The 12,742-nt window shown below is 65.8% G+C and carries 22 protein-coding genes; 20 read left to right on the top strand and 2 right to left on the bottom strand.

Features of this window, described 5'->3' with window-relative positions; translation table 11 throughout:
• The 10 genes from ACUDAL_RS20740 to ACUDAL_RS20695 form a co-directional block, all read left to right on the top strand.
• The coding region (locus ACUDAL_RS20740; protein ID WP_444679726.1) for a hypothetical protein at nucleotides 1–236 on the top strand (236 nt) is incomplete at its 5' end.
• Between the two features lie 84 nt (nucleotides 237–320).
• Complete coding sequence (locus tag ACUDAL_RS20735) at nucleotides 321–1,244, top strand: DNA-binding protein (RefSeq protein WP_444679722.1); 924 nt, start codon at nucleotides 321–323, stop codon at nucleotides 1,242–1,244.
• A 455-nt stretch (nucleotides 1,245–1,699) separates the two neighbouring features.
• Nucleotides 1,700–2,560, top strand: a complete 861-nt coding sequence (locus ACUDAL_RS20730; protein WP_444679721.1) for a replication initiation protein — start codon at nucleotides 1,700–1,702, stop codon at nucleotides 2,558–2,560.
• On the top strand, nucleotides 2,560–2,802 hold the full coding sequence (locus ACUDAL_RS20725; RefSeq protein ID WP_444679725.1) for a DUF4160 domain-containing protein: 243 nt from the start codon (nucleotides 2,560–2,562) through the stop codon (nucleotides 2,800–2,802). Before ACUDAL_RS20730 ends, ACUDAL_RS20725 begins: the two co-directional genes overlap by 1 nt.
• Nucleotides 2,786–3,034 carry a DUF2442 domain-containing protein gene (locus ACUDAL_RS20720; RefSeq protein ID WP_232913562.1) on the top strand — a complete coding sequence of 83 codons (249 nt, stop codon included), beginning with the start codon at nucleotides 2,786–2,788 and terminating at the stop codon, nucleotides 3,032–3,034. Before ACUDAL_RS20725 ends, ACUDAL_RS20720 begins: the two co-directional genes overlap by 17 nt.
• Nucleotides 3,034–3,159, top strand: coding sequence for a hypothetical protein (locus ACUDAL_RS20715; protein WP_444679719.1), 126 nt, complete (start codon nucleotides 3,034–3,036; stop codon nucleotides 3,157–3,159). The genes ACUDAL_RS20720 and ACUDAL_RS20715 overlap by 1 nt, the downstream gene beginning before the upstream one ends.
• A 191-nt stretch (nucleotides 3,160–3,350) precedes the next feature.
• Nucleotides 3,351–3,605 (top strand): hypothetical protein, encoded by a 255-nt coding sequence (locus ACUDAL_RS20710; RefSeq protein ID WP_444679724.1) that lies wholly within the window; start codon nucleotides 3,351–3,353, stop codon nucleotides 3,603–3,605.
• A gap of 650 nt (nucleotides 3,606–4,255) precedes the next feature.
• Nucleotides 4,256–5,110 carry a hypothetical protein gene (locus tag ACUDAL_RS20705; protein WP_444679717.1) on the top strand — a complete coding sequence of 285 codons (855 nt, stop codon included), beginning with the start codon at nucleotides 4,256–4,258 and terminating at the stop codon, nucleotides 5,108–5,110.
• The gene (locus tag ACUDAL_RS20700; RefSeq protein WP_444679716.1) at nucleotides 5,107–5,652 is read left to right on the top strand and encodes a hypothetical protein; all 546 of its coding nucleotides are present in this window, start codon (nucleotides 5,107–5,109) and stop codon (nucleotides 5,650–5,652) included. The genes ACUDAL_RS20705 and ACUDAL_RS20700 overlap by 4 nt, the downstream gene beginning before the upstream one ends.
• Nucleotides 5,649–5,849 carry a hypothetical protein gene (locus ACUDAL_RS20695; RefSeq protein WP_444679715.1) on the top strand — a complete coding sequence of 67 codons (201 nt, stop codon included), beginning with the start codon at nucleotides 5,649–5,651 and terminating at the stop codon, nucleotides 5,847–5,849. The genes ACUDAL_RS20700 and ACUDAL_RS20695 overlap by 4 nt, the downstream gene beginning before the upstream one ends.
• 105 nt (nucleotides 5,850–5,954) lie before the next feature.
• Here ACUDAL_RS20695 and ACUDAL_RS20690 read toward each other — a convergent pair whose 3' ends face one another.
• Nucleotides 5,955–6,317, bottom strand: coding sequence for a cupin domain-containing protein (locus ACUDAL_RS20690; RefSeq protein WP_444679714.1), 363 nt, complete (start codon nucleotides 6,315–6,317; stop codon nucleotides 5,955–5,957).
• A 65-nt stretch (nucleotides 6,318–6,382) separates the two neighbouring features.
• Here ACUDAL_RS20690 and ACUDAL_RS20685 point away from each other — a divergent pair, with 65 nt between their 5' ends.
• From ACUDAL_RS20685 to ACUDAL_RS20640, 10 genes are all read left to right on the top strand, one after another.
• Nucleotides 6,383–6,610: a hypothetical protein gene (locus ACUDAL_RS20685; protein ID WP_444679723.1), complete on the top strand. Its 228-nt coding sequence runs from the start codon at nucleotides 6,383–6,385 to the stop codon at nucleotides 6,608–6,610.
• A gap of 84 nt (nucleotides 6,611–6,694) precedes the next feature.
• Entirely contained in the window at nucleotides 6,695–7,618 is a 924-nt protein-coding gene (locus ACUDAL_RS20680) for a DNA-binding protein (protein WP_444679722.1), read from the top strand.
• Between the two features lie 455 nt (nucleotides 7,619–8,073).
• On the top strand, nucleotides 8,074–8,934 hold the full coding sequence (locus ACUDAL_RS20675; protein ID WP_444679721.1) for a replication initiation protein: 861 nt from the start codon (nucleotides 8,074–8,076) through the stop codon (nucleotides 8,932–8,934).
• Nucleotides 8,934–9,212 carry a DUF4160 domain-containing protein gene (locus ACUDAL_RS20670; RefSeq protein ID WP_444679720.1) on the top strand — a complete coding sequence of 93 codons (279 nt, stop codon included), beginning with the start codon at nucleotides 8,934–8,936 and terminating at the stop codon, nucleotides 9,210–9,212. Before ACUDAL_RS20675 ends, ACUDAL_RS20670 begins: the two co-directional genes overlap by 1 nt.
• A complete protein-coding gene (locus ACUDAL_RS20665; RefSeq protein ID WP_232913562.1) occupies nucleotides 9,160–9,408 on the top strand; it encodes a DUF2442 domain-containing protein in 249 nt (82 codons plus the stop codon). The genes ACUDAL_RS20670 and ACUDAL_RS20665 overlap by 53 nt, the downstream gene beginning before the upstream one ends.
• Complete coding sequence (locus ACUDAL_RS20660) at nucleotides 9,408–9,533, top strand: hypothetical protein (protein WP_444679719.1); 126 nt, start codon at nucleotides 9,408–9,410, stop codon at nucleotides 9,531–9,533. The genes ACUDAL_RS20665 and ACUDAL_RS20660 overlap by 1 nt, the downstream gene beginning before the upstream one ends.
• A gap of 191 nt (nucleotides 9,534–9,724) precedes the next feature.
• The gene (locus ACUDAL_RS20655; protein WP_444679718.1) at nucleotides 9,725–9,979 is read left to right on the top strand and encodes a hypothetical protein; all 255 of its coding nucleotides are present in this window, start codon (nucleotides 9,725–9,727) and stop codon (nucleotides 9,977–9,979) included.
• 650 nt (nucleotides 9,980–10,629) lie between these two features.
• Complete coding sequence (locus ACUDAL_RS20650) at nucleotides 10,630–11,484, top strand: hypothetical protein (RefSeq protein WP_444679717.1); 855 nt, start codon at nucleotides 10,630–10,632, stop codon at nucleotides 11,482–11,484.
• On the top strand, nucleotides 11,481–12,026 hold the full coding sequence (locus tag ACUDAL_RS20645; protein WP_444679716.1) for a hypothetical protein: 546 nt from the start codon (nucleotides 11,481–11,483) through the stop codon (nucleotides 12,024–12,026). Before ACUDAL_RS20650 ends, ACUDAL_RS20645 begins: the two co-directional genes overlap by 4 nt.
• Complete coding sequence (locus ACUDAL_RS20640; protein WP_444679715.1) at nucleotides 12,023–12,223, top strand: hypothetical protein; 201 nt, start codon at nucleotides 12,023–12,025, stop codon at nucleotides 12,221–12,223. The genes ACUDAL_RS20645 and ACUDAL_RS20640 overlap by 4 nt, the downstream gene beginning before the upstream one ends.
• A 105-nt stretch (nucleotides 12,224–12,328) precedes the next feature.
• On the opposite strand, the gene ACUDAL_RS20635 is transcribed toward ACUDAL_RS20640, so the two are convergent.
• Complete coding sequence (locus tag ACUDAL_RS20635; RefSeq protein ID WP_444679714.1) at nucleotides 12,329–12,691, bottom strand: cupin domain-containing protein; 363 nt, start codon at nucleotides 12,689–12,691, stop codon at nucleotides 12,329–12,331.
• Nucleotides 12,692–12,742 lie beyond the last annotated feature (51 nt).

Here is a 12,742-nt window from a genome sequence, read left to right as displayed (position 1 = left end):
ACAACTGGATGATCGCCGCCTTCGCCGTGCTCATGGCCAGCGTGAGCCTGTTCACCTACGTGCAGATCGCGCGCAACGCCCACCAGACCCACCAGCGTCGCCTGTCCCGCGCGCATGACGCCCTGACGCCGACCCTCTCCCTCACCAGGCGAGTCGCCCGACACACAAACCCCGCTACGGCGGGGTTTGTGTGCCTGGACACCGCCAACACGCCTCGCTGCCGGGAAATTTCATAGCATATCTGTATTTTGTATTGTATTTCGTATCGTATAAAATATAATATTAAATACGTTATACTATACAGCCGAGAGGGATACGATATGGCACGCACCGGGATCACCTACGAGCAGGTCGCCACCGTCGCCGACGCCCTGGTGGGACAGGGCGAGAAGCCTTCCATCCAGCACATCCGTGAGCAGCTGGGCACGGGCAGCCCCAATACGATCCATCGCCACCTCAAGTCCTGGCGGGCCACCCAGGCGCCGGCCGAGCGCCGCGCCGCCCGCCTGCCCGACGAACTGACCGCGGCCCTGGCCGAGGAGCTGGAACGCCAGGCCGCCGCGGCACGCGCCGAGGCCGAGGAGAACGCCCTGGAGGCGCAGCACACCGCCGACGAGCTGGCCGCCACCGGCGAGCAGCTGGAGGAGCAGGTCGAGGAGTTGAGCGGCCGGGTGGAGGCCCTGGAGCGCGAGCGCGATCGCGTCACCGGCGAACGCGACGAGGCACGCAGCGCCCTGGCCGAGTTCCGCGAGCGGGTGCGGGAGCTGGAGACCCAGCGCGACGACGCCCGGCAGCAGCTGGCCGAGGCCCGCAACCGCTGCCAGACCCTCGAGGAGCAGCGGAATGAGGAGCGAGAGGCGCGCATCGCGGCACAGCGCGAGGCCAAGCAGACCGATCAGGCCCGCATCGAGGCCGAGCGCGCCCTGGCCGTGGCCGAGACCCGCACCGAGGCCGCTCAGCAGCAGGCCGAGGAGCGTGCCAAGGCGCTCCAGGAGGAGCGGCAAGCTCGCCAGAAGGACGCCCAGGGGCACCGCCAGGCCCTGGCCGAACAGCGCGACGAGTACCGGGAACGCCTGGCTGCCCTGGAGCAACAGGCCCAGGAAGCCCGTCAGGCGGCCCAGGAGGCTGCGCAGGGCCGCACCAAGGCCGAGACCCGAGCCGAGGCCCTAGCGGCCCGCCTGGACGCGCTGGAGAGCCAGAAGCGGCAACGAGGAGACGATCAGCCCTCGCTGCCGCTCGAATGAGATCCGCGAAGCGGATGCAGGGCGCTTGCGCCCCGGTAACGGGGTTTGGTGGGCGAAGCCCACCGCCCTGCCGAACAGGGGTTGCTGCGGACCTGCACGGCCTTTCGCGGCGTAGCCGCCCACCTCCAGGGCGCGCAGCCGCGTAGCGGCTCGAAAGCGCCCGTCAGGGGCGCCGTAGGCGCCACCTCATCAGGCCCGCGAAGCGGGGGCGGAGGGCGAGGAACGAGCCCGGAGGGCAGGCGAGCGCGGATGCGCTCTTTTATGTCCTTTTCCCCTTTTCCCCTTTTAGGCTCTGTAAGCATATGAAATAAAAGGAGGAATAGCGTTAAAAGGGGAGGGATTGATGGTCAAGAGGGGAGGGATTGATGGTCAAAAGGGGAGGGATTGATGGTTGTAAGGGGGAGGGATTGATGGTATTAAGGGAGTTATAAAAATCACTCCCCATAGGAAGGGTTATGGATTCTGGCCTGGTCTACAAGAGCAACGCCTTGATTGAAGCGTCCTACCGACTGAGCGTCTACGAACAGCGCATTATCCTGGGGTGTATCGCCCAGGTGCGGCGGGACGAGCCGTTGACAGACCAGCGGCTCTACACGGTCAGCGCCCAGCAGATCGCCGACATGACCGGTACCCAGCTAGGGACGGCTTACCAGAACCTCAAGGCAGCAGCTGAACGCCTGTTCCGCCGGGAGGTGACGCTGCATGAAGCCCCCAACGGCCAGGGTGGGGCCAAGATCAGGCTTACGCGCTGGGTGCAGGAAGTGGTCTACCAGAAGGACCAGGGCACGATAGCGCTTCGCTTCAGCCAGCCCATGGTGCCCTACCTCTCCCAGCTCACCGAGCAGTTCACCCGCTACGCCCTGACCGACGTGGCCCGCATGGACAGCGCTCACGCCATCCGGCTCTACGAGCTGCTGTGCCAGTGGCGCGACGCCGGCCAGCGTGAGGTATCCATCGAGTGGCTGCGTGAGGCGTTCCAGCTGGAGGGCAAGTATCCCGCTATCAAGGATTTCAAGCGCTGGGTCATTCAGCCTGCCATCGAGCAGATCAACGAGCACTCGCCGCTGTGGGTGAAGTGGGATCAGCGTAAGACCGGGCGACGTGTGTCGCACCTGGTGTTCACCTTCGGCGAGAAGCCCCGTCAGAACGGCGAGATTGCCGACAAGCGGCGTAAGCCCAAGTCTACAAAGGGCGACGCGAAAGGGGCGCTGTATGGCATTCCCCGGGCGGTGATCGAGGCGCAGGCGCAGCCCGGCGAAGGCTATGAGGATGCCGCCTTGCGGCTGCTGGACGAGGCTCGCAGGAGGCAAGCGTGATGCCCACGGTACTGCGCCTGGACGGCTTCAAGTTCTTCTTCTACTCAGATGAAGGCGACCCCCGCGAACCGCCCCATATCCACGTGTTCAAGGCAGGGCTGGAAGCCAAGTTCTGGCTGACCTCCGACGTGCAGCTTGCCCGCAACGATGGGTTCGATGCGAAGACGCTGCGCAAAGTTTCTACCCTGGTGGCTACCCACCGCGATCAACTGGAGAGGGCCTGGCATGAGCACTTCGCCTAAGAACGTCACCTTCGACGCCGACAGCTTCTGGGTTGAGCTCAGCGACGGCCGCACGCTCGGCGTGCCGCTGGCCTGGTACCCGCGCTTGCTCAACGCGACAGCGGAGCAGCTCGCTGACTATGAGCTCAGCGCGCGCGGCATCCACTGGGATGCCCTGGACGAGGATATCTCCGTGGAAGGCCTGCTCGCCGGACGTGGCGATCAGACACGTCGCCGGAGAGCGGTTGCCTGATGGCCCCCGAGGTCCTACTGCCGCTTGGCATCCTGGCTGCCGCCTGTCTGCTGTTCGGCAGTGGGCTGCTGTGGGCCCGCCACCGCGATCGCCAAGCGACACAGCGGCGCTCTCCGCGCCGCTAGCGGGCCAGGATTGTTCCCCGCTCGCTACGCTCGCTGCATGGGGGTTGCGCCCCCATACCCCCGCCTGAGTCCCCTACATAGGGGACGCTGACCCGATCTGCTGTCGCGTCGCGACAGCAGCGCCTCGCTGTGCTCGGCGCAGCCATCCAGGATAGGTCGCCGTCGCGTCGCGACAGCGAAACGGTCTCGCCGTGGCTCGACCGGCGCCCCAGCAGGGGCGCTGTGCACTGACGTGCACGGCGGCGCTGAGCGCCGCTCGCGCCTGCCGGCGCGGGGCCGCCCAAGGGACGGCGCTGCCGCTGCGCGGCAGCCTGGCCGGCTCGCTGTGGCTCGCCGGGCGCCCCTGTGGGGCGCAGTGGCGGGGGCGCGGAGCGCCCAGTTCCGCCACGCTGGGTACATCGCTTTCGCGACGTCCCCAGCGTGGCGGAATGGGCTTTTCCAGCTAATGGCGCATATAGATGCACGCACATCATGCTGCGTGCTAGACTGAGGGCGTTTGCCGTCACCGACGTGTGCCCCAGGGCACATGCTGTCCGCCGAGCAGCAGCGACGCAATTCGGTCCCCGCGCACAGCGCGGCACAGCGCTGGCAGCACCGCCAGCACCCTGCGAACGATGCCGCAGCCCAATCAGCATCGAGGGATCGCCCCTCCGGGGCATCGGGAGACCAGGCCCGCCGAGTCCGACCAGAGCCTTAACGGCAGGACACACCGGGGTCGTAGTCCGCAGTCATGCGGGCGACCAGGCAATGAATGCCTGGCTTGTTCTTACAGTCACCATGGAGCTGTGATGGGGTTCGACGCCGACGCGGAGCCAGATCGTGTCCACGAACTGAAGCGCCTACGACGCCGGCGCCCTTACTGGCGAGGCCGCTCGCAGCTCGATCCCTACACCGCTGAGCTGCTGGCCCTATACGACCAGGGGCCACGCCCGCCGATCTGCGCGATTGGCTCTCGATGCCGCCGCGTCGCCTCACCGTTCACCACTCCACCGTCAGCCGCTGGTTGCGCCGCACGCTCGAACAGCGCCAGGCCGACCGCCGAGGGGGCCGCTGATGGGTGCTCTGGGCCAAGCCCGCTAGCCAAGCGGGCCACATCATGCGCGAGCTGCAGGGCAGCGTGGTCGAGTCGGTACGGAGCGTCAGTAACTACGAAGCGGCGTTAACCAACGTCGCTCAGTGGCTCAAGGACGAGCACCGCGCCGGCCGCGAGGGCGGCGACCTGCGTAGCCTGACGCCAGAACGCGCCCGCGAGTACCTAGAGCAACGCGGCGAAGCCGTGGGCCAGAAAATGCTCGACCAAGAGCGCCAGGCGATCCAGCTGATGCAGCAGCATGTCAGCCATCAGCTCGCCCAGGGCGAGCGCTTGCCGGTGGTACGCAGCGAGCTGACACAAGCCCTGGAGAGCCGCAGCTACACCCCCGCCCAGGTGGCCGCCGTGGCGGATCGTCAGCACGACGCCAACCGCCTCGCCACCGAGATCGCCCATGCCGCCGGCCTGCGCGCCCATGAGCTACTGACCCTGCGCCCCGCAGCCGAGCAACCGGCCGACGCTCGCCCGGCGCGAGACGAAAAATTCGCCGTCCGTGAAGGCGAACGGTACACCGTGGTCGGCAAGGGCGGACTGTGCCGGGAGGTTTTGATCCCCCGCGAGCTGGCTGAGCGACTGGAGGCGACCCGCCTCGAGGAGCCACGACACGTCAACGACCGAGGGGTCCATTATCAGTCGCACTATGACATCGGTGGCGGACAGCGCTGGTCGAACTCCTGGAGCCAGGCCAGTAACGCCGCCCTGGGCTGGTCGAACGGCGCCCATGGCGTGCGCCATAGCTACGCGCAAGAGCGCATGGGCGAGCTGCAGCGAGCCGGGCTGAGCTACCGCGACGCCCTGGAGGTTGTCTCGCAAGAAATGGGGCATTTTCGTGAGTCGATCACCGAGGTCTACCTGCGATGACCCCTTCCCGTACTGGACTGCTGTTCGTCATCATTCTCGTCCTGGCCGGCATTGGCTGGCTGGCCTGGTCACGCTGGGACGCCGTGGCGTACATGACCGACAGCTACAGCGCGATCACCGGCTGGGCCGCGCTACGCGCCGCCTGGCCGATCTATGGACTTGCAGGCATCGTGACCGCCCTGGTCGGGCTCCTGGTCGGCGGCTGGGCCGGCGAGCACGTACGGGAGCGCGACGCCCTGGCACGTGTCGCCACGGCTGAGGCGCGAGCGGCCCAGGCCGAGGAGGCCGCACAGATCGCCTGGGCCGAAGCCGAGGCGGCACTGGCCGCCCAGCGGCAACGCGCCGAACGCGCGGAGCAGGAAGCCCGGCAGCGAGAGGCAGCCGCCGAACAGGCGCGGCGCGACGCTGCAGCGCAGCTTCCCCCAGCGTACCAACGCATCACCGAACTCACCGAGGACAATGCCCTGTTGAAACGGCGCCTGGCCGGCGCCCTGGAGTCCCTGGAGCGCCGCAAGCGCCAGGTGAGGGAGCTTCGGCAATGACCGATGGCACGGGCGAGGCAAAGATCCTCACCCAGATAGAGCCGTGGGCCGGCTCCCGGGCTGCTGCCTGGGCCTGGTACCAGTCGTACCCTATCGCGGCTCTCGGCAACTGGACGGCCGCGGATCTGGTGGCCCGGGGCCGCGCCGAGGATGTGCTGAGGTTTCTCGACCACATCGAGGCCGGCGGCTACGCCTGATCATGCCGACAGATCTACCCTGTCGCGTGACAACCGAGGAGCTCTCCCCCATGACGCCTTTCGCCCGGTTAGAACGCAGCAACTTTGGCACTCATATGTGAATGCCTATTTCTCAGACAACGCAAAACCGGCATTGCCCGGTGCAACCACTGAGACAAATATGAGAGGTACGGGGCCAGAGTTCATTGCACCATGCACTTGCCCAGGTTTTGCTATAGCAATATCTCCAGCTTTAAGACGAGTGACTATACCGTCACCTTGATAATACTCGGCCTCACCTGAGATAACCGTCCAAGTATCTTGGCCGTGAGGATGGACATGAGCGGCTATTTCTTGCCCAGGATGGGCATGCCAAACAACAACGGTAGAGTCGTTGGTTTCCAGAACCACCGAACGAACTGGTTCGCCGTTAGACGGGCGAATATATTCTTCAACCGAAAAAATTCTTGATTCTGTTTTCATATTCATACCCTATTTAAACTGATTGGACGCGTAATCATAACGCGACTTCGCCTTAGAGTTTCAACAACTGGATGATCGCCGCCTTCGCCGTGCTCATGGCCAGCGTGAGCCTGTTCACCTACGTGCAGATCGCGCGCAACGCCCACCAGACCCACCAGCGTCGCCTGTCCCGCGCGCATGACGCCCTGACGCCGACCCTCTCCCTCACCAGGCGAGTCGCCCGACACACAAACCCCGCTACGGCGGGGTTTGTGTGCCTGGACACCGCCAACACGCCTCGCTGCCGGGAAATTTCATAGCATATCTGTATTTTGTATTGTATTTCGTATCGTATAAAATATAATATTAAATACGTTATACTATACAGCCGAGAGGGATACGATATGGCACGCACCGGGATCACCTACGAGCAGGTCGCCACCGTCGCCGACGCCCTGGTGGGACAGGGCGAGAAGCCTTCCATCCAGCACATCCGTGAGCAGCTGGGCACGGGCAGCCCCAATACGATCCATCGCCACCTCAAGTCCTGGCGGGCCACCCAGGCGCCGGCCGAGCGCCGCGCCGCCCGCCTGCCCGACGAACTGACCGCGGCCCTGGCCGAGGAGCTGGAACGCCAGGCCGCCGCGGCACGCGCCGAGGCCGAGGAGAACGCCCTGGAGGCGCAGCACACCGCCGACGAGCTGGCCGCCACCGGCGAGCAGCTGGAGGAGCAGGTCGAGGAGTTGAGCGGCCGGGTGGAGGCCCTGGAGCGCGAGCGCGATCGCGTCACCGGCGAACGCGACGAGGCACGCAGCGCCCTGGCCGAGTTCCGCGAGCGGGTGCGGGAGCTGGAGACCCAGCGCGACGACGCCCGGCAGCAGCTGGCCGAGGCCCGCAACCGCTGCCAGACCCTCGAGGAGCAGCGGAATGAGGAGCGAGAGGCGCGCATCGCGGCACAGCGCGAGGCCAAGCAGACCGATCAGGCCCGCATCGAGGCCGAGCGCGCCCTGGCCGTGGCCGAGACCCGCACCGAGGCCGCTCAGCAGCAGGCCGAGGAGCGTGCCAAGGCGCTCCAGGAGGAGCGGCAAGCTCGCCAGAAGGACGCCCAGGGGCACCGCCAGGCCCTGGCCGAACAGCGCGACGAGTACCGGGAACGCCTGGCTGCCCTGGAGCAACAGGCCCAGGAAGCCCGTCAGGCGGCCCAGGAGGCTGCGCAGGGCCGCACCAAGGCCGAGACCCGAGCCGAGGCCCTAGCGGCCCGCCTGGACGCGCTGGAGAGCCAGAAGCGGCAACGAGGAGACGATCAGCCCTCGCTGCCGCTCGAATGAGATCCGCGAAGCGGATGCAGGGCGCTTGCGCCCCGGTAACGGGGTTTGGTGGGCGAAGCCCACCGCCCTGCCGAACAGGGGTTGCTGCGGACCTGCACGGCCTTTCGCGGCGTAGCCGCCCACCTCCAGGGCGCGCAGCCGCGTAGCGGCTCGAAAGCGCCCGTCAGGGGCGCCGTAGGCGCCACCTCATCAGGCCCGCGAAGCGGGGGCGGAGGGCGAGGAACGAGCCCGGAGGGCAGGCGAGCGCGGATGCGCTCTTTTATGTCCTTTTCCCCTTTTCCCCTTTTAGGCTCTGTAAGCATATGAAATAAAAGGAGGAATAGCGTTAAAAGGGGAGGGATTGATGGTCAAGAGGGGAGGGATTGATGGTCAAAAGGGGAGGGATTGATGGTTGTAAGGGGGAGGGATTGATGGTATTAAGGGAGTTATAAAAATCACTCCCCATAGGAAGGGTTATGGATTCTGGCCTGGTCTACAAGAGCAACGCCTTGATTGAAGCGTCCTACCGACTGAGCGTCTACGAACAGCGCATTATCCTGGGGTGTATCGCCCAGGTGCGGCGGGACGAGCCGTTGACAGACCAGCGGCTCTACACGGTCAGCGCCCAGCAGATCGCCGACATGACCGGTACCCAGCTAGGGACGGCTTACCAGAACCTCAAGGCAGCAGCTGAACGCCTGTTCCGCCGGGAGGTGACGCTGCATGAAGCCCCCAACGGCCAGGGTGGGGCCAAGATCAGGCTTACGCGCTGGGTGCAGGAAGTGGTCTACCAGAAGGACCAGGGCACGATAGCGCTTCGCTTCAGCCAGCCCATGGTGCCCTACCTCTCCCAGCTCACCGAGCAGTTCACCCGCTACGCCCTGACCGACGTGGCCCGCATGGACAGCGCTCACGCCATCCGGCTCTACGAGCTGCTGTGCCAGTGGCGCGACGCCGGCCAGCGTGAGGTATCCATCGAGTGGCTGCGTGAGGCGTTCCAGCTGGAGGGCAAGTATCCCGCTATCAAGGATTTCAAGCGCTGGGTCATTCAGCCTGCCATCGAGCAGATCAACGAGCACTCGCCGCTGTGGGTGAAGTGGGATCAGCGTAAGACCGGGCGACGTGTGTCGCACCTGGTGTTCACCTTCGGCGAGAAGCCCCGTCAGAACGGCGAGATTGCCGACAAGCGGCGTAAGCCCAAGTCTACAAAGGGCGACGCGAAAGGGGCGCTGTATGGCATTCCCCGGGCGGTGATCGAGGCGCAGGCGCAGCCCGGCGAAGGCTATGAGGATGCCGCCTTGCGGCTGCTGGACGAGGCTCGCAGGAGGCAAGCGTGATGCCCACGGTACTGCGCCTGGACGGCTTCAAGTTCTTCTTCTACTCAGATGAAGGCGACCCCCGCGAACCGCCCCATATCCACGTGTTCAAGGCAGGGCTGGAAGCCAAGTTCTGGCTGACCTCCGACGTGCAGCTTGCCCGCAACGATGGGTTCGATGCGAAGACGCTGCGCAAAGTTTCTACCCTGGTGGCTACCCACCGCGATCAACTGGAGAGGGCCTGGCATGAGCACTTCGCCCAAGAACGTCACCTTCGACGCCGACAGCTTCTGGGTTGAGCTCAGCGACGGCCGCACGCTCGGCGTGCCGCTGGCCTGGTACCCGCGCTTGCTCAACGCGACAGCGGAGCAGCTCGCTGACTATGAGCTCAGCGCGCGCGGCATCCACTGGGATGCCCTGGACGAGGATATCTCCGTGGAAGGCCTGCTCGCCGGACGTGGCGATCAGACACGTCGCCGGAGAGCGGTTGCCTGATGGCCCCCGAGGTCCTACTGCCGCTTGGCATCCTGGCTGCCGCCTGTCTGCTGTTCGGCAGTGGGCTGCTGTGGGCCCGCCACCGCGATCGCCAAGCGACACAGCGGCGCTCTCCGCGCCGCTAGCGGGCCAGGATTGTTCCCCGCTCGCTACGCTCGCTGCATGGGGGCTGCGCCCCCATACCCCCGCCTGAGTCCCCTACATAGGGGACGCTGACCCGATCTGCTGTCGCGTCGCGACAGCAGCGCCTCGCTGTGCTCGGCGCAGCCATCCAGGATAGGTCGCCGTCGCGTCGCGACAGCGAAACGGTCTCGCCGTGGCTCGACCGGCGCCCCAGCAGGGGCGCTGTGCACTGACGTGCACGGCGGCGCTGAGCGCCGCTCGCGCCTGCCGGCGCGGGGCCGCCCAAGGGACGGCGCTGCCGCTGCGCGGCAGCCTGGCCGGCTCGCTGTGGCTCGCCGGGCGCCCCTGTGGGGCGCAGTGGCGGGGGCGCGGAGCGCCAGGTTCCGCCACGCTGGGTACATCGCTTTCGCGACGTCCCCAGCGTGGCGGAATGGGCTTTTCCAGCTAATGGCGCATATAGATGCACGCACATCATGCTGCGTGCTAGACTGAGGGCGTTTGCCGTCACCGACGTGTGCCCCAGGGCACATGCTGTCCGCCGAGCAGCAGCGACGCAATTCGGTCCCCGCGCACAGCGCGGCACAGCGCTGGCAGCACCGCCAGCACCCTGCGAACGATGCCGCAGCCCAATCAGCATCGAGGGATCGCCCCTCCGGGGCATCGGGAGACCAGGCCCGCCGAGTCCGACCAGAGCCTTAACGGCAGGACACACCGGGGTCGTAGTCCGCAGTCATGCGGGCGACCAGGCAATGAATGCCTGGCTTGTTCTTACAGTCACCATGGAGCTGTGATGGGGTTCGACGCCGACGCGGAGCCAGATCGTGTCCACGAACTGAAGCGCCTACGACGCCGGCGCCCTTACTGGCGAGGCCGCTCGCAGCTCGATCCCTACACCGCTGAGCTGCTGGCCCTATACGACCAGGGGCCACGCCCGCCGATCTGCGCGATTGGCTCTCGATGCCGCCGCGTCGCCTCACCGTTCACCACTCCACCGTCAGCCGCTGGTTGCGCCGCACGCTCGAACAGCGCCAGGCCGACCGCCGAGGGGGCCGCTGATGGGTGCTCTGGGCCAAGCCCGCTAGCCAAGCGGGCCACATCATGCGCGAGCTGCAGGGCAGCGTGGTCGAGTCGGTACGGAGCGTCAGTAACTACGAAGCGGCGTTAACCAACGTCGCTCAGTGGCTCAAGGACGAGCACCGCGCCGGCCGCGAGGGCGGCGACCTGCGTAGCCTGACGCCAGAACGCGCCCGCGAGTACCTAGAGCAACGCGGCGAAGCCGTGGGCCAGAAAATGCTCGACCAAGAGCGCCAGGCGATCCAGCTGATGCAGCAGCATGTCAGCCATCAGCTCGCCCAGGGCGAGCGCTTGCCGGTGGTACGCAGCGAGCTGACACAAGCCCTGGAGAGCCGCAGCTACACCCCCGCCCAGGTGGCCGCCGTGGCGGATCGTCAGCACGACGCCAACCGCCTCGCCACCGAGATCGCCCATGCCGCCGGCCTGCGCGCCCATGAGCTACTGACCCTGCGCCCCGCAGCCGAGCAACCGGCCGACGCTCGCCCGGCGCGAGACGAAAAATTCGCCGTCCGTGAAGGCGAACGGTACACCGTGGTCGGCAAGGGCGGACTGTGCCGGGAGGTTTTGATCCCCCGCGAGCTGGCTGAGCGACTGGAGGCGACCCGCCTCGAGGAGCCACGACACGTCAACGACCGAGGGGTCCATTATCAGTCGCACTATGACATCGGTGGCGGACAGCGCTGGTCGAACTCCTGGAGCCAGGCCAGTAACGCCGCCCTGGGCTGGTCGAACGGCGCCCATGGCGTGCGCCATAGCTACGCGCAAGAGCGCATGGGCGAGCTGCAGCGAGCCGGGCTGAGCTACCGCGACGCCCTGGAGGTTGTCTCGCAAGAAATGGGGCATTTTCGTGAGTCGATCACCGAGGTCTACCTGCGATGACCCCTTCCCGTACTGGACTGCTGTTCGTCATCATTCTCGTCCTGGCCGGCATTGGCTGGCTGGCCTGGTCACGCTGGGACGCCGTGGCGTACATGACCGACAGCTACAGCGCGATCACCGGCTGGGCCGCGCTACGCGCCGCCTGGCCGATCTATGGACTTGCAGGCATCGTGACCGCCCTGGTCGGGCTCCTGGTCGGCGGCTGGGCCGGCGAGCACGTACGGGAGCGCGACGCCCTGGCACGTGTCGCCACGGCTGAGGCGCGAGCGGCCCAGGCCGAGGAGGCCGCACAGATCGCCTGGGCCGAAGCCGAGGCGGCACTGGCCGCCCAGCGGCAACGCGCCGAACGCGCGGAGCAGGAAGCCCGGCAGCGAGAGGCAGCCGCCGAACAGGCGCGGCGCGACGCTGCAGCGCAGCTTCCCCCAGCGTACCAACGCATCACCGAACTCACCGAGGACAATGCCCTGTTGAAACGGCGCCTGGCCGGCGCCCTGGAGTCCCTGGAGCGCCGCAAGCGCCAGGTGAGGGAGCTTCGGCAATGACCGATGGCACGGGCGAGGCAAAGATCCTCACCCAGATAGAGCCGTGGGCCGGCTCCCGGGCTGCTGCCTGGGCCTGGTACCAGTCGTACCCTATCGCGGCTCTCGGCAACTGGACGGCCGCGGATCTGGTGGCCCGGGGCCGCGCCGAGGATGTGCTGAGGTTTCTCGACCACATCGAGGCCGGCGGCTACGCCTGATCATGCCGACAGATCTACCCTGTCGCGTGACAACCGAGGAGCTCTCCCCCATGACGCCTTTCGCCCGGTTAGAACGCAGCAACTTTGGCACTCATATGTGAATGCCTATTTCTCAGACAACGCAAAACCGGCATTGCCCGGTGCAACCACTGAGACAAATATGAGAGGTACGGGGCCAGAGTTCATTGCACCATGCACTTGCCCAGGTTTTGCTATAGCAATATCTCCAGCTTTAAGACGAGTGACTATACCGTCACCTTGATAATACTCGGCCTCACCTGAGATAACCGTCCAAGTATCTTGGCCGTGAGGATGGACATGAGCGGCTATTTCTTGCCCAGGATGGGCATGCCAAACAACAACGGTAGAGTCGTTGGTTTCCAGAACCACCGAACGAACTGGTTCGCCGTTAGACGGGCGAATATATTCTTCAACCGAAAAAATTCTTGATTCTGTTTTCATATTCATACCCTATTTAAACTGATTGGACGCGTAATCATAACGCGACTTCGCCTTAGA

It is taken from the genome of Halomonas sp. E19 (genome assembly GCF_052439355.1).
GTDB lineage: Bacteria > Pseudomonadota > Gammaproteobacteria > Pseudomonadales > Halomonadaceae > Halomonas.
The sequence above is the reverse complement of the archived record's forward strand: the minus strand, read 5'-3'. Positions and strand labels throughout refer to the sequence as shown.